This window comes from Mesorhizobium sp. WSM4849, assembly GCF_055811385.1.
This window is the reverse complement of record NZ_JBVVPW010000019.1, coordinates 86923-103189: the sequence shown is the minus strand read 5'-3', so window position 1 is coordinate 103189 and position 16267 is coordinate 86923. Positions and strand designations below refer to the sequence as shown.

The 16267-nt window shown below is 57.3% G+C and carries 8 protein-coding genes and 1 pseudogene; 6 read left to right on the top strand and 3 right to left on the bottom strand.

Annotated elements, in window-relative coordinates; genetic code table 11:
* Positions 1-349: 349 nt before the first annotated feature.
* Together AC0L3L_RS21775 and AC0L3L_RS21770 are read left to right on the top strand one after the other, a co-directional pair.
* Positions 350-6532, top strand: coding sequence for an AAA family ATPase (locus tag AC0L3L_RS21775; RefSeq protein ID WP_473639069.1), 6183 nt, complete (start codon positions 350-352; stop codon positions 6530-6532).
* Entirely contained in the window at positions 6529-8157 is a 1629-nt protein-coding gene (locus tag AC0L3L_RS21770) for a hypothetical protein (RefSeq protein WP_473639068.1), read from the top strand. The genes AC0L3L_RS21775 and AC0L3L_RS21770 overlap by 4 nt, the downstream gene beginning before the upstream one ends.
* Before the next feature lie 230 nt (positions 8158-8387).
* Here the strand turns inward: AC0L3L_RS21770 and AC0L3L_RS21765 are convergent, their stop codons facing one another.
* On the bottom strand, positions 8388-9293 hold the full coding sequence (locus AC0L3L_RS21765; protein ID WP_473497021.1) for a BrxR family helix-turn-helix transcriptional regulator: 906 nt from the start codon (positions 9291-9293) through the stop codon (positions 8388-8390).
* Positions 9294-9901: 608 nt separating this feature from the next.
* On the opposite strand from AC0L3L_RS21765, the gene AC0L3L_RS21760 reads away from it, so the two are divergent.
* From AC0L3L_RS21760 to AC0L3L_RS21745, 4 genes are read left to right on the top strand one after another with little or no spacing between them, the layout of a single operon-like run.
* Positions 9902-11173: a nucleotidyltransferase domain-containing protein gene (locus AC0L3L_RS21760; protein ID WP_473497023.1), complete on the top strand. Its 1272-nt coding sequence runs from the start codon at positions 9902-9904 to the stop codon at positions 11171-11173.
* Complete coding sequence (locus AC0L3L_RS21755) at positions 11170-12876, top strand: ThiF family adenylyltransferase (protein WP_473639067.1); 1707 nt, start codon at positions 11170-11172, stop codon at positions 12874-12876. Before AC0L3L_RS21760 ends, AC0L3L_RS21755 begins: the two co-directional genes overlap by 4 nt.
* Positions 12873-13334 (top strand): Mov34/MPN/PAD-1 family protein, encoded by a 462-nt coding sequence (locus tag AC0L3L_RS21750; protein ID WP_473497027.1) that lies wholly within the window; start codon positions 12873-12875, stop codon positions 13332-13334. Before AC0L3L_RS21755 ends, AC0L3L_RS21750 begins: the two co-directional genes overlap by 4 nt.
* A 12-nt stretch (positions 13335-13346) precedes the next feature.
* Positions 13347-14465 (top strand): SAVED domain-containing protein, encoded by a 1119-nt coding sequence (locus tag AC0L3L_RS21745; protein WP_473497029.1) that lies wholly within the window; start codon positions 13347-13349, stop codon positions 14463-14465.
* 851 nt (positions 14466-15316) lie between these two features.
* Here the strand turns inward: AC0L3L_RS21745 and AC0L3L_RS21740 are convergent.
* Positions 15317-15583, bottom strand: coding sequence for a hypothetical protein (locus tag AC0L3L_RS21740; RefSeq protein WP_473497031.1), 267 nt, complete (start codon positions 15581-15583; stop codon positions 15317-15319).
* Between the two features lie 135 nt (positions 15584-15718).
* A pseudogene (locus tag AC0L3L_RS21735) lies at positions 15719-15832 on the bottom strand (IS3 family transposase); the annotation flags it as partial.
* Positions 15833-16267 lie beyond the last annotated feature (435 nt).

The window sequence follows — 16267 nt, the reverse complement described above, 5'->3', positions numbered from 1 at the left end:
GGCGTCATGTCCATGTCTTCTGTCGAAGGGTTCTCAGCAAGATTGCGTTGGACGGCGAACGCAAAGGCAAAATATGTGTTGAGATCGCGGAGTTTAGACAGTCTAGTATCGGTTTAATAATAGAGCCCGATTCAAGCTTGGGCTAGGGGGGAACTGTCGAGATGCCAAGTGCAGTAGAAGTGTCCAGCTTCCGTCTGCTGAGACCGATAAACGCAGAGGTTTGCGGAAATTTCTGCTTCTGTCGTGCGCGAACATCCCTTCAGCAAGGGCTCGCCATCCGAAGGCAAGCACCAAAAACACCACGTACGGCCCGGCTTATCTGCGCAGGCACTTTCTTGGCGAATCGTCGATGAAGAATCCTTTTGGCTTCGACGCGAGTAAGATGACGCCAAAAGGGTCTCCCGCGCTCCCAACCATGGATCTCTCAGACACCCCGGCAGAACCCTTTCTAATTGATACGATTAAGGATCATGAGAGGCTTCGCAGCCCAATCCTCAGTCTTCCGGCCGGCATCGATTCCAAATGGTTCGAACGCTGGATTTCAGTCTCGAATAGGAGCGTTCGGCTATTCCACAACAAATGGTCATCGAGCGTTACACAATTGACGGGCTTCCGGTGGCCAGAGAGTCGCCCTGACGTAGATTGCCTTTTCGAGATGCTGCCTGAAGGGTCAAAATACCCATTCTTTCTTCGACTCCTCGTCTCGGAACTTCAGGTCATCACAGGAAAGGACTCGCAGTACAGAAAGTTACTGACTGAGTATCGAGGCGCGTTGCAGAAGGCCAATCTTCGTCCTCTGAGAGTATCGCCGGAAGAGGGTGGGGGTAGAAAACAACTCGCGCAGTTAGCGGCGGCTGGCCAATGGGAGATCGTCAGCGCGGTCGTTCTCCTAGATTGGGCAAGTCTTCCCGCTCCCGACAAGGTTCCTGCCATGGCAGAGGTCGCAACGCACTACCCGGCCCTTGCCGACTACATTCGAACAGTTATGGCATGTGACTTCAAAGAGTTCGATAGGATCGTCCAGGTTGCCAAGCGAGGATCACAGGATGCCCCCCTGTCGGTCGAGAAGCAGCAGGAGAACGAGACTTCGACTTTTGACTCCGGGTCCGTGCAACGTGCCGCGACTGCCAAGCCAGGTTTAGAAGAAACACGGACGATGGATGTTCTTTCTGGAGAGGCGACCATCGACCTGGGCGACAGCACGATCGACAACAACGAGCCCCTCAGACGCGCATCGCAAGCGTGGGTGGCCGACCTCGCCGAGATTATCAGAACGTCCGAAAATGCGATTGCCGCCCCCCCGCGCCTGTCGGCCGCCTCGGAACTCGCACGCCTAATAAACCGTGTACACGAACATGCAGCCGGCTATGAGGCGGCCCTCCCGAAAGACGTCAATACGCATGAACTTGTTGGTCGCATGGGTGCCACCCTTGATTTTGTAAGAGACATGTTCGTCCACATGGAATTAGACGGCGACAGCACAGACGAGAGGATTGCGCAGGGCGCGGAATTGATCTCGCGTGCGCCAAACACGGCTGCCATTGTTGCAATTGAGGCAATTGAGGCCCGCATCGCGAAGGCAGAGGCGGCTCAAAAGGATGCCAGGGCAGCGATGGACGACGATGATCGCGCAAAGCTGCTGCCGCGCAAAGAGCGCATCGCTGTGGCTGCAGGGATCATCCACCGAGCCGAGAGCGCCGCAAACCTTGCTCTTGATGAGATCATCGCGGCAGCGGCGGCGCTTACAGACGCAGTTCCTGTCGCCTCTCCTGAAATGTTGGAAACGCCGCAGAATGATCCTTTGGGCGTACCGGCGACGGATGGGCAAGGTGTTGGGTTCTCCACAATTGTTGAGCCTTATCAGTCAATAACCACTCCCGTCTCTCCGGTGAGTCCCCAAGAGGATATCGCTCCAGAAGCTCTGTCTGAATTTGCCGGAAACGATCAGGAACTAGCCATTCCTGTCATTGCGCCTGTCCAGGCACCTATAGCCGTGGACGAGGAGGTCGATCCGCTGCTGCTTGATGCGGTGGGCACAGCTGACACATTGTTTGAACATCAAGAATTTGGGCTCGCGTATCATTTCGTCAGAGCCTGCGAGCGGGTCCTCGGCGAAGGGTCAGGAGTTCCCTACGGGGCCGACGAACTCCGGCTCATCGCTCTGGGCGCTCGGATGGCGGGGCACTCGCGCCACGAACCGGAAGGTTTCCGAGCTTCTTTGAATGCATGCGCCACTGGTCATGACTTTTCTGAAGATGGAGGCGCTCGACAGGAAGCTCGGCGGGTCGCCGTGACGGCTGCCGTAATCCCAACTGCACTTTTCAACGTGGCGGACAGCAGCGCAGCGTTCGCAGTTATCGACAGAATCCGCCCTACCGGGAGCTGCTCCGGTTTTTTTCAGCTGTACGAGACGCTGGAGGAGAACAGGCGATTGGGGTTTCCCCTCACCGTCGCAAGCGTCAGAGCCGCAAGCGCTGCGCACGCCGACCTTTCCTATGTCGACGAACGCAAGCGCGCAGTAGTTGAGCAGATCAGGGCTCTGCAATCCGCGACATTTCGCTTCGTGCTGGGCCAAAAGGTAAAGCATGCATTATTGTCCCCGCATGGGCCGGTGGGGGTACTAAATTCAGCTTTGTCAGGAAGTAGTGGGGCCAATGCGGCTGCCAAGTTCGCCGGGCTGTACAGGTCGCGAGAAGACATCGTCGCGACTTTGATTAAGTCGGCCAATGAGGTGGGCAACGGGCAGGTAATCGATGGTGCCGCGCGCGAACGGCTTGTTGCGTTAGTTTCCGATATCTCAGCGCTTAGCTTGGAATACGCGGAGGCCGCCCGGCAAGTCGAGGACCTGCGTTCTGCCGGTGGTAAGATGGCTCTGATACGCCGGCTCATAGACAACTTCATCAAGGGAATCGAACACTTTCGCAATGAAACATCGGCGCCGACAGGCGACTCATTGTTGGATGCGGCCAACACCTACGCGAGGCAGGTGTTGGGGCAGATAGGGAAAACCCTCAAGGGCAAAGCCGTAGCCGAATTTGACCGCAAAGAAGCTAGCCTTGCACTTTATGTTCCCCTGTTGTGGCTACCAGGCATGACTTGGAGCCACGCATGGACCCCGTCGCCTAACGACGCTTCTAGGCTGATGAGAGCGATTGCTGACCTTCCGTTGCCCAGGATAGTAGGAGACCCGACAGAAGCGCTTGAGACCGCCATAGATAAACGTTGCGAAGAGGACGCTTTCGTACCGGCGAAGATTCTCCTCTCCTTTGCGAAGCGCTTTGGCTGGAGCGATTCTCGCGTGGAAGACATCCGCGCGAGAATCGAGACAGCCGAGAGCACCCGAAAGGGCCAACTCAAGGCTAAGCACGAGCAGGTATCCAGCTTGGTCGAAAAAGTTCGGCGCATGGCCCTCGGCAGTCTGAAGGGATCATCTGAGCTGGAAGAGCGACTCCGCAACGTCCCGCTAGACGAAAAGCCAATAGTTGTGGCTGCCGAGTTCATGCCTGAGGAAATAGAGGGCACACATGTCTCGGACGTCAATGCCGCCTTCCACAGGTTGGAAGACCTAGAAAGGGAAGCTCGAAAGCTCTTAGATGAGGCCAAACGGGAGTTTGTCAAAAGCATCGACGACCTCATTCAAGGCGACAAGATCGACGAGGCCGCTCGGGATAATCTGCGCAGACTCTTAGATACGGACGATCTTGCCACACTCTCGGACTGGATTTCTGTTTTCAGTGCGGATGACGAACGGCGACCGGTGCTAGGCGGCAACATCGTAAATCCCGCACTCGACCGGTTCCTCAAGATCTGCGAAAGCACCAAGGGCGTAGATTTAGTGGCCCTGCAGCATTCTGTTGCTGCCGGAAAGGATGACGGTCCCTTCCAGTTTTCCCTTATCGAGGAAGAGCGCCGTGAGGAAATCGGAAGCGCCATCCGTGCCTGGCTTGATTTTAAGCGGAACCTGAGAGGCAATGCCGGCCTCGCGCATTTAGGGCCGAAGCTCGTCAGTCTTCTGTCTCAAATTGCGTTCGAAGCACAGATGGTGGACCTCAACAAGGAAAGAACGGATCAGAAAAGGTCCGTATTCGTCGTAGACGCAAAAATGCGCATGCCACTCGATGCTTCATCCTTGATGTTGCCTGATTTTGGCAGCTCTACCAACGGGGGATGGCGGGTCGCAGCTGCCCCGAACACGGTCAGCAATGTCGAAATCCTTAATCTTGCGGAAGGTGCGGAGCCTCGCGGCGCCATGGTTCTGGTCTTCGGGCACCTTTCACTCGAGCGACGATACCAGATAAAACTCGAATGCCTAAAACGGAAACGGAAAGTGGTCGTAATCGACGAAATGCTGCTTCTCGCAGCACTTTCGTCGCCCGAGCGTCGGCCGTTAATGCTGTTCGAAATCGCCCAAGCCTTCACGACAGCAACACCGTACCAAGATTACGGTCGGTCCGCTCAAGTGCCACCCGAAATGTTCAAGGGTCGAGCAAAGGAGTCCGCGAGCATCGTCAATCCGTTCGGCTCGTACATCGTCTATGGTGGTCGCAGGCTGGGCAAGACAGCGTTGCTGCGCCACATTTCACGAAACGCTCCAGAACATGCGCTGTTCGCATACCTCGATCTGGTAGACTCGCCGTCGGACCTATTGTGGGAAAGGGGTTCAGAGGTTCTTCTTGAGGTGTTCGGCGGCAAGCAGGCAGCCACGGCCGACGAGTTCGAAGCGGGAGTCAAAGCATATCTCGCTGGCGATGACAGGCGTCGAATTCTCCTGATGCTCGACGAGGCGGACAATTTCGTTCGCGAGCAGGCATCTGAAGGAATTCGTCACCATCATGTTCTTCGGCTGCTGACCTTGATGGCCGATACCGACCACCGCTTCAAGTTCGTGCTTTCCGGCCTGCACAACGTCTCCCGCACCTCACGTTCAGAGAACTCTCCTCTAGCGCAAATCTCAAACGACTCGGTTCGCATAGGGCCTCTCGTCTATGGCGATGCTGGCGACGCCGAGGAATTGATAAGGGTGCCCCTGGCGGCCTTGGGCTATGAATTCGCACGCAGGGAGGACGTTTGGCGCATCCTGAGTTTCGCCAACTATTACCCAATCCTGATCCAAGTCTTCTGCCAAGGACTGCTGACGAATGTCGAGGAACAGCAGCGCCGCACACAACGCGAGCTGAGACTGATCACGACTCAGATGGTCGATACCGCGATGAAGAGCCCGAGCATCAAGGCCGCGCTCTACGGCAGTTTCGAGAAGACGATCCGGCATATCGAGCAAAGGTATGAACTACTGACGTACATCGTGGCCGAGCGGGCACTAATCGACGCGGTCGAAGGCGCCGATGGCGATGGTATGACTGCGAGTGAAGTGTCTGAACGCGCCGGGCGCTACTGGCCAGAGGCATTTCCTAAGGGCAGCGATCCTTCGGAAATTGAGTACCTGCTCGACGAGATGGAGGGCTTCGGAATCCTCCGATGGATGCCATCTGGAAGGTGGGCTTTGCGTTCCCGCGTTCTACTCGATCTCATGGTCGAAGACGAGGAGGACCTGCTAGGCCGCATCTATAGCTTCAAGGGAAAGCCGCTGGAGGCCCCTTTTGATCCTAAAAACAGCCGGACGAAGATTTCGGGAACTGGGAAAGCCGAAGTCGAGGGCAAGGTTTCGCCGCTGACCGACGGACAGGAAGCTGAAATCATGTCGCCGGTTCGCGAGCACGGCCGCGCCACTGTGCTGTTCGGCGCCCCAGTTTCTAACGTCGAGCATGTTCGTTTTGCCCTTGAAAGGTCGCGGACAGCCCGAGGCAAGGGTTCGCCGGACGTCAAGGTGGAAATCCGCGGATGGAACCGCAGCGACCTCATGCAGGAGATCCGCAAGGGAAAGCACGGGAAGGGTACAAAAGTACTTGTTATAACCAACCTCACGAACTGGACGCCGGAATGGGTCGTTGATGCTGCGCGTCATCCCAACGTAGCCAAGGGATTGGTCAGGCCACTCTTCATTGGCAACGCGAAACACGCTCTGTCTTGGGCGAAGGCGTACCCGCTCGGATCAAAACCGCCATCCCGAGTTAATGTCGAGATATTGCGGCCGTGGGCGCGTTCATACTTGGCGACGCGGCTCGATGGCCTGAATGCCCTCAAGACGACGACCGTGGACAAGATTCTCAAAACAACGGGAGGATGGAACGAACCTTGTCAAACAATCTTTGCGCACGCCATGACAGGTGCGCAGCTGGAAAAGGCAATCAATGAGGCGGGTTCTGCGCTGGAGAAGGCAGGCGTAACAAGCCTGTTTGGCATAGAGCCCGAACTCGTGCCCGCCTATCGCACAATGGCAACCTACTGCGAAGACGGTACCCCCGCCGACGAAATCGCTGACTTGATAGCAGACCCATCGGGTTCCTCGGTGGCCATCCAGTATGGAGCTCTCGCTGGTATCCTGACACTGTCGGTAGATCCATTGAACGCAGGCAAATTGGTGAGCATGAACGCCCTAGCTCGTACTATGTTCGGAGCTGCACGAGACAAATGAGAGAAGGATTTGAATGGTGGACCTTGCCTGGGCCAGCGGGCTTTGTCTCCCGGGTCATGTCCGACCTGTGGACCTCCGGCATTGCCGTTGTTGAGTGTCCCAGGCCGCTGCCGGTTGGATTTCAAAATGCGCTAGCACGAAAGCTCACTGACGAGCTTGCCGCAGAGGCTGTTTCGTTCAATGCATCCGACGCGGAGGTTGGTAGTTCGATTATTCATTCATTGGCGCTGGCGCGCGGCGTAGCTGGCGTTGCCATCGGTACGGTAGCAGACTTCCTGTCAGATCCGGACTTGGAAAGAACCGCGTTTGTCGTCGACGGCGTTACCCGGGAAGAGGTAAGCGTATGGGGAGCATTGCTCCGCACGTTAGTGCTCGAGCGAAAAAGGCAAGCCATTACCTCTGGACCATACCTTGTTGTGTTCGCTCCTACTGGCCTTGGTAAAGATGACGCCAGACGGCTCAGAGGCGCAGTAACCCCGCGTAAGATGATTGGCACAGTTACATCTCTCGATACCGGCGCGTGGGTGGCAGCAAGCGGCATTCGCATCGGCGCAGGTATCATAGAACGTCTTGCTGTGGCCACGGTCATCGAAGTGGCGGCTTGGTCGCGAGAGTTACTTGAGATGGGCCTGGCGTGGGAGGAAGAAGATCAGCTTGCGCCGATCTCGCGGCTTCAAGTTCTGGCAGGATCGAGATCTTGGCCCTATCCGTGCTGGGAAAACGGCCTCGTGGACCTATGGGATGACTTGCCGGTGCCTCACGCTGCGGCGGCTGTCGCACATAATCTCCTTGATGAGATTGATCGCCGGGTTTGGGCAGCCCAAGCGCGGGCGTTGCTTCCTATGGTTGATGCCGTTCGGCGAGGTTTGATCCGAAAATATCTTGACGAGCTTGAACGCCACGCCGGCCCCGAGAACCCTTACGTCAAACAGATAAATGATCGAGTTCTTCGTTATCATAGTCCGTGGCAATTCGAGTGGTACGAAATTCTCACATTACTCGAGCCCCACATGTCCCACGATGAGCGGAACGGTGCGCTAGCTTTTAAAAGGGCCCGGGATTGGCTATCGCACGGCAAACCCGCCGCCAATTCTCACCTTTTTCAGCTTTCCGAATGGTGGGAGCGCTTGGCCGACTCGCTTCCCGCCTCAGTACCAGGATGGGACTGGCCTCGAGTTGGGCAACGCCTAATGATGACGGTGGGGCCGGCAGCGTCGGGGAAGAGTAATTGGGCCGCATCGCAAGGACTCCCGGTAGTCTCAACGGAGAGCATCACACTGGAACTCCACAGAAGTCTGTCCGTAGGAGACCTCGGGCAGATATTTCGCGTAGCCAGAAACCGGGCCGGCGACTTACTGCGCACAGGGTCCGACGTGGTGTTGGATGCCAGGCACATCGGAACTTCCGACAGGGTGCGAAATGCAAAAATGGTACCGAACGATCTTCCCGTCGAGTATGTGGTGATCGATCGCGACCCGTCCGAGGATATCTCTTCACAAGGGATGGGGAAGACAGGTCTCACAGAAGTTCCCCGTTTGCAGTTTCAAGACCCCGAAGCGGGGTGTCTTGCCGGTGATAGCCTTCCCAATGTCCGGGTCATCGATCTGAGAAATGTCGATCGCTAATTTACATGGCCAGTGGGTCTCACCCACCTCTCCCGCATTTTTAAATTAGCGGCTCATTTGGGCGGCGTCTTGCGTGCTTTGATCAGCTCGAACTGCATTCAAGACTTGCAGGTTGAGATCATACGTCGAGGACCCGCTGCCGTGACTCAAAACTGAGCCAATGGATCGTCAGCCCACCTAGGACCGGGGGCGGTGGCGTGTGTTTTGATCGCGCCGGGACAAAACAGTGCCTACACTTGTTCTACCACTCTCGCATCCGCAATCTCCGCACGATCCAGCGCTGCTTGCACGGCCTCTTTATTCAGCAAAACTATGTGCTGCGCCCGCGTAGGCTCCTTCTCGGCATCTCGAAGTAAACCGAGCCTCTTCAGCACATAGAACAGCATTGAACAGCGCACCGACAGCACCGCTTTATTGCCGGTCATACCGTAGTCCTTCGCCACGACCTTCTTCTGATTTTCGGTGAGAGCAGGATGCGGCGTGATTTCGACATGGATGCGCTCGTGCCATCTGAGATCATCTTTGCTGTGCGCGCCAGTCGGGCCAGAGGCTCGTGCTTCCAGAATGCGCGGCAGTATGAAGTCTTTGAATTTAGCATCGGTATGGCAGTATGCCCGCGCATGCCAGCGAAACCCGTCGTAGCCGAAGGCGTGGGGCGACATGCGCCGCCAAACGGGATCGGTTCGCACGCGGCTCATAGACTGATACAGAACCTCCACCGATTTCTTATCGCGCATTGCGTCGAGAACTGCTCGCAGCACGGCGGTGTCGACCTCCCGGTGCGGTGTAAGGGCGATATCAGAATCGGGACAATACCCTAGCCAGGATTCGGTTGGCTTTGACAATCCTTCCGCAAGGGAGCGCAACCGAGACAGGTACGCGTCGGGGTCGCGGGTCAGGAATTTAGGCTCGAAACTTCGTGACGGTATGTAGCGTTTCCCGCTCTTGTCATACTCAACATTTCCCGGCGCTTGATCCTGATACAGCGTCAGGTCTTTCGATGCCTGCGGCACCGAAACGCCAAACATCTTAATAATGTCCGCGCGGTTCACGCCGCCTTCCCAGAACAGCCGAAACTCTATGAATTCCAGCCTTTGTTCAACGCCCCACCGTACACCGGGTTTTTCGTTTTCCATCAGAACCTCGATATGGGTATAAAAACTATATTGACATCGAAAGGTGATGCGTATAATTCATATACCCATCAGCGCGGACGGTCAAGCTGTTGATCCCCAAGCCGATACGTTCGGAGGCTCCAACCGAAAGCGAGGCACATCAAGCTCGACGAGGTAATAGACCGCCATCCTGACCTTCCACCCCTCGGCAACGCCGACTGCACCCGAATCGATTTTGCCATGGCAAGAACATGCCTGGTCGACGATGCCAACACGTGCAATCCCGATGATCCTTATCACAAGCGTGTTGACTGCCTGAAGAACTGAAATCGGATCTCAGGGCTGCGCAGCGCAATCAACTCGATGTGGTCTGTTTCACTCATCTCGGTGACGACCTTTACTGCGGTTCCGGTGACTTCTCGTGGCTCGACCTTCCGGCCAAGTACCAAGGCAGGGCCGGAAGCCAGAGGTGAATACGGCGCAAGAAATCTGCGGGCCTGAACGACGAACGCGCTTCAATTTCAGCGCCACAGGGCCTTCCTCGACCTCAATCGCAGATAGGAATAAAAAGTGTATGGACATATTAACACTATCCATGTACTAATGCTTCTCATTGACGCCCTTCAACAATGATCTGGGCGATTTTGGCCCGTATCGAACGGATCGGGAAACAGAGGGAATTGAAGGTGACAAGCGCAAACGATCAGGTTGAGAAATTTCTTCAGGCACTCGTGGGAGAGCTCGCCATTCCGGTGTCTCGGTATGAACAGGCCGAAACGAGCTACAAGTCCCTGGGCGATTGGTTTCACCGGCCCGAGAGCACGGTAAGGAATTTCGACCCAGCGGTTTATGTACAGGGATCGTTTCGTCTCGGAACAGCGATCCGACCGATAAGCGACGCCGAGGAATATGACGTCGACTCTGTCTGTGAGTTGAAGAAGCTCACAAAAATCGAGCTGACGCAGTTCGACCTGAAGCAGCTCTTGGGCCACGAAATCAAGGCTTATCACGAGGCCAAAGGGATGACGAAGCCGGTGCGCGAAGGCCGGCGTTGCTGGATCCTCTCCTATGCGGATGGCGCCCAGTTCCACATCGACATCCTTCCCTCGTTGCCGAATGGCTCGGAACAGCGGCTCCTTCTGGAACGCGCGCACTTCGATACGCGGTGGGCGGACACTGCGATCGCCATCACGGATCGTGATGTGCCGACCTATCGGGTGCGGACGGTCAACTGGCCGCGCTCCAATCCCAAGGGATATGGGGAATGGTTTAAGTCCCGGATGGCGTCGGTCCTCGCCCGGCGCAAGCAGGTCCTCGTGGAGTCGTTGAGGAGTCAGGGGGTCATGGCTAGCGTCGAGAAGCTGCCGGACTATCGCGTGCGGACACCGTTGCAGGCCGCGGTGATGCTCTTAAAGAGGCACCGGGACAATATGTTCATCGGCGAACCCGATCTGAAGCCCATCTCTGTCATAATCACCACGCTGGCAGGCCACGCATACGGAGAACAGGACGCGATCTCCGGCGCCCTCTTTTCGATCCTGGAGGGCATGGACCGCTACATCAGTCACGATGGTACCAAATACATCATTGCGAATCCCACCGACCCGTTCGAGAACTTCGCTGACAGATGGGAGAAGGACCCGCGCAGGGCGAAGGCCTTCTTCCGGTGGCTCGAACAGGCCCGGCAGGATTTTGGACGCGCCGCCCACGCCACAACCTTGCAGCGCATGAACGACGCGGTCTCTGCCCGGATGGGCACGGCGTTGACCGACCGAGCCGTGACAAAGATTAACGGAAACGGTGGAGGACTGCTGCGCACGCCGTCCGTTGCCCCCACAGTGGCCATCCCGACCTTCGGAAACGCGCCTCGGGTGCCGACGACGCCGAAAGGATTTGCATGAGCTGGTGGCTGAACAACGCTTCCCGTGCGAGGTCCGAGCAGGTCGCGCTCGCACAGTTGCTGGAGCGCGCCGGCTGGCTGTCGGCTGTCGGCTGGAGGGTCGGCGACGACCTTCAGCTGATCGTGGATTTCGACATCCAGCACAACGGTGAGACGTTCAGCCTCTACATGGCGTATCCGTCGACCTTCCCGGATACGCCGCCCATGGTGTTATCACGGGACGGTAAGCGGCTTACCTGGCACCAGTACGGGGCCGGAGGAGAGCTCTGCCTCGAGTTCCGGCCGGACAATTGGGATCCGTCGATCACCGGGGCGATGATGGCTGAGAGCGCATACTTTCTCCTGTCGGGTGAGAGGCCGGAGGGAGACGAGGGCGGCGTTGTTCCATCGGCTCATAAGGCGTCGATCGGCCGGGACGCCCGCAACGAGCCTATGAGGTTCGTGCTTGACGGAGGCGTCATCGAAGTCCTCGAAGGACTTCCAATCGATACTGCTGTACCCATCATCGCCTGGGACCGATTCGAGAAACCGACGTGGGTTGCATCTCTCGTCAGTGTCGGGGACGAAGGCTCGATATGGTCGAACAGCGGTCCAGAGCCTTCGCGCTCCTCAACCGCAAAGGGGTTCGCCTTTCGGACAACGCGGGAGACCGACGGCTTTGGGACAAACCCAGGACGTTTCGCCGAGCTGTTACCTGCTGAGTTTCCCGAACTTGCGGAGCTACTGGAAAGCCCCTTTGACGGTTTCCTGCTGCTCGGGGACGCAGACCGGTGGATCGCGCTGAACCTCTATCCGCACGAAGGCAAGCAGACTGTCTTCAGCTATAAGATGATTATCGCACCCGGTACATCCGGCCGCTTGCCGGCGAACCACGTCGGTCTTGCAGAGAAGCGGGTCGCGATCGTCGGATGTGGCTCGGTTGGATCGAAGATCGCTACCACACTTGCCAGATCCGGCGTCCGAAAATTCACGCTCGTCGATGACGATATCTTCTTCTCGGCAAATCTCGTCAGGAATGACCTCGACGCAAGAGCGATTGGCCAACATAAGGTCGACTCCTTGACCGCTCGCCTCAAGGACATCGTCGCTAATGCCGAGATTTCCGTGCGGCGCGTGGCGATAGGTCAGCAGGAGAGTGCCGGCACGACCGACTCCGTCATGGAGGAATTGGCGCAGGCCGACCTGCTGATCGATGCGACCGCCGATCCGCGAGCGTTCAACCTGATGGCGGCGGTCGCGCGCCGGCACCGCAAACCGATGATTTGGTGCGAGGTCTTTGCCGGAGGGATCGGAGGTATCGTCGCGAGGGCGAGGCCAGAGCTCGATCCGATCCCGACGATTGCTCGAGGCCAGATACGCGCCTGGTGCGATGGCCATGGTGTGCGATGGGCGGCTGCAGCTCAAGTGGAATATGGAGCGCATCAGGAGGAAGGCTCCCCGCTCGTGGCCGACGACGCCGATGTCAGTGTCATCGCCGGCCATGCTTCGCGATTGGCGTTGGATGTCCTGACGCGCGAGCGAAGCATCTTTCCGTCCTCGGCCTATGCGATCGGATTGGCTGCGGAATGGATCTTCCGCGCAGCCTTCGATACTTGGCCGATCGACCTTCTGCCGGAAGGAAAGTGGGGCGAAGCCCAAGATGGTACGTCCAAGGAAGACCTGAAGGAGCTTCTCGCCTTTCTCTTCCCGGAAGCCGCGGCATGATCCGGGTGGGAGTCTCCCATGAGGTGCGCGATTGTATGAAGCCGGCTCTTCGACGAGCAGGATCGCGTGAGATTGGCGGCATCCTCATGGGGCAGGAAGTCGCGCGCGGTCATTTTGCGGTCATCGATTTTTCTCTGGACGAGATTTCGGGAGAACGAGCTCACTTCGTTCGCGACTCCGACCATCACCGGCAGGCTTTGGAGAACTTCTTCGATCGGACAGGTCACAACTATCAGACGTTCAACTATCTCGGCGAATGGCACTCGCATCCAAGTTTTTCAGCGCAGCCGAGCGTCACGGATCTTCGTTCGATGCAGGATCTGGTTGACGGAGAAAGGGGTATCGAGTTCGCCGTGCTCCTGATCGTGAAACTGGGATTTTTCCGGCGCTTCATTGTGTCCGCAAGCCTTCATAGGCGCGGTCGGGAGCCCGAACCTGTCGAACTGACGACCAACTAAGGAAACCGCAGAATGCGCTGGGATACAGTTGATTTTGTGATCCAATCGGCCGCCGGATGGTTCTTTCGAGCGCGCAACTCGGAGAGTTGGATTTTCCGCGGTGCTGTCGCGGTGGTGATTGCAGTTCATGGTGCGAACTGGGTATTCAAATATTCAGGCCCCATCTGGGGCACCGCCGGCTCCGTCGAGATAGGAACGGGCGGCGCTGTCTCCAACGGCATTCTCTGGGCCGTCACTGTGGTTTGCGCTCTGCTGATGATCGGCTCAGCGGTCTGGGCGTGGACGCGCTACGCCAATGAGCAAAAGAGACTCTCACGGAAGAAGGTGTTCGTCATTGAGGGCAGAGGTTTGCGCGACGACGATGGTTCGCCATTGAAGGCCGCCGTTCCCGACAGCATTGTTGGTGCTCGCGTGGATTTGGTTATGGATCTGCGCCAGCACAAAGACGGTGTCATCGTAGACCCCGGAGACCTGCTCCAGCCCGTTGCCGGGATGAAGACTTTGTTCCATCAACTCCAAAAGGGAAACGACAGAAGCGACCTGACGACTGTCTATGGTGGACTGACAGCCGTGCCGTTTACCTTTTTGACCGGTGTGCTTCTGGATGATGAGGGAGATGTCGTCGTCATGGACTGGGATCGAGGCGCAAGTCGGTGGCGGTTGCTCGATGGACCGGACGATGGTTTACGTTTCGAAGTTACAGGGAGTGATGAAGCTGGGGGCGCCCGAGAGGTGGTGCTGGCTGTCTCGGTTTCATACACTGTGAAATCGGAAGATTTAGCCACCACCTTCGCGCATCCGATTGTCCGCATGATGCTGCCCGACCCGCAGTCATCACATTGGTCCCAAGTCAAGCAATCGGCACTTGCCGATCAGTTTCTCGGGGTTTTGAAGCAACTCGATGCGGCGGGAGTCGAGAGGATCCATCTGGTCCTGGCTGCGCAAAACAGCGCCGTCTTCAACCTAGCTCGCCGTTATGACAAACGAAATCTGCCTAACCTGGTCGTCTACCAATTCGAACGCGCGCAAAATCCGAAGTACCCGTGGGGTATCGAGATGCCTGTTGCAGGTGTGGGGACTGCTCGAGTCGTTCATGGCGTTGTATCTGAGGCGCAATCTCAGGGAGGCTAGCTGTGCGTATGAGAATCAGACCGCGTCGATGGTCGGTGGAGCAACAACCATCCGCCATGGCGCGCGATGCCGCGAAGCTTCAATTGCTGCTTGCGACTGCCCGCCTGACCAACCTTCTCAACGAGGGTTTGAAGTAGCGCGCATCCTATGAAAGATGTCGGCGCCGGCGGCTGGGCGGCGCTTAAGGAAAGAACGGAGTATATGCCGCAGTCCTGCGCGCGTCCGCACCAGCGGATGATTGTCGCGCGTGGGACGAAGGAATTCGCCCCCGCCGCGGGCGGTGAACAGGACAGCCGTAGGAGCGTCAGCACAGCGCCGGCCGCAGGACGGGGCGCGGGACCGACTGTCCCCGACCGCGGTGGTCCGCGTGTTGCCTCGGAGATAGAAGCCAATCGGCCGAGATCTCGCGCAGTTCCAGTTCTCGACATCCGGCAACTGATCGAACGGATTGGCATCGTGGGGCAAGGGGATGAGCCGATTGCTGAGGATTGAGCCTCGGCGGGCGCCCGTGCGTGGAGGAAGGCGCCTCCAGCCGAATTGCGCGCGCTCATGAAGGAATTGGCGAGTCTGGATCAGCAGTGTTGCAACTTTGATCGAAGCGCCAGCGCTCGAGCTTGCTCGCATAGGAATTAATTCATCGCCATTGTACCAGCCCGTCGCCGGGCCGCATGCCTTCCCGCTTGCACGCCTTCCGAGTCGTTCTTGAAGTGACGAGTGTAGCGCTCGCGGGGAAATAGGAAGCCATCGCTGCCGATTTAGTATTTCTCGAAGGTCGGATTATAGTCTTTGCAGGCCATCTCGCTCAGAATAATTCGCGGCGCAGGGCACGTAGCAGAGATGGGTTCGCAAGCTCAATCGACGCCATCTTCTCTGTCGAAACGCCAATCGTGACGCGCAGAAGAACGGCGAACGCGTGACGAACGAGATCGAGAGAGTGTCGGCCCATAGTCGCTGGCGATGTCATTCCTGATCGCAAATGCAAGAATCTGAAGAAGGGTGCGCTCGTCTCCCGCTGGCGGGGTTGACGCGAATGTTTCAAGCATCCCGATCAAATCAGAGATCTTCGCGTCGATCTCGGGTCGAATGCCCTTTGGATTGACGCCCTTGAGCTTCCACAACGCCCGCTCCCCAGGTGGTGTTGTATGCTGGCGGGGAAGATGATGATCGGCGCAATGCGCTGCCCAACGTAACGGCCCTTTCATAGGTCATTCGCGATCTCGCGACACCTTGCCCGGACGGGGCGGACCATACATTTTCGCGGCGGCATCCTTCAGGATCGCATTGTCGAGCATCTGCTTCGCCAGCAGCTTCTTGAGCCGCGCGTTCTCGTCCTTCAGCGCCTTCAGGCGCCGGGCGTCGGACAGTTGGCGCGCTTCTGAATGAGGCCAAAGAACTGCTTCATGTTTGTCAAACCGGCGCTATTTCTTCTTTTTCACCCTTTGCGTAAGAGCGGATCCCGCGACCGATTTGACTGCCTTTGAGGAGCTCTTAGAACGAAGCAACTTGGATGCCGTAGAAGCAATTTTCTTGCTCGTAGTCTCATTAAGTTTCTTTGCCATTGGTTATCCCCGCGCGGTTGAGTTGGCGTAATACGCATTGTGATGCGTCTGCAATCAACTGCCGGAGAGCACTGTCCCCAACTTTCATTTTCCAACACTCGGTCCGGTTCCGCAAACAACCAAGCGGAGCAGGAACTATGCTCGCCTTCACTGTCTTTCACCTTTTGTCGGTCGGCATCGGCTGTTCTGTCGTCCTCCGCGATCAGCCACGCCTGGCACGCAGGAATTCGAAATATGCGCGCA

Excerpts from the sequence above, each read along its gene's own strand:
- AC0L3L_RS21775 (WP_473639069.1), top strand. The coding sequence starts at position 350 with ATGAAGAATCCTTTTGGCTTCGACGCGAGTAAGATGACGCCAAAAGGG.
- AC0L3L_RS21770 (WP_473639068.1), top strand. The coding sequence starts at position 6,529 with ATGAGAGAAGGATTTGAATGGTGGACCTTGCCTGGGCCAGCGGGCTTT.
- AC0L3L_RS21765 (WP_473497021.1), bottom strand. The coding sequence starts at position 9,293 with ATGGAAAACGAAAAACCCGGTGTACGGTGGGGCGTTGAACAAAGGCTG.
- AC0L3L_RS21760 (WP_473497023.1), top strand. The coding sequence starts at position 9,902 with ATGATCTGGGCGATTTTGGCCCGTATCGAACGGATCGGGAAACAGAGG.
- AC0L3L_RS21755 (WP_473639067.1), top strand. The coding sequence starts at position 11,170 with ATGAGCTGGTGGCTGAACAACGCTTCCCGTGCGAGGTCCGAGCAGGTC.
- AC0L3L_RS21750 (WP_473497027.1), top strand. The coding sequence starts at position 12,873 with ATGATCCGGGTGGGAGTCTCCCATGAGGTGCGCGATTGTATGAAGCCG.
- AC0L3L_RS21745 (WP_473497029.1), top strand. The coding sequence starts at position 13,347 with ATGCGCTGGGATACAGTTGATTTTGTGATCCAATCGGCCGCCGGATGG.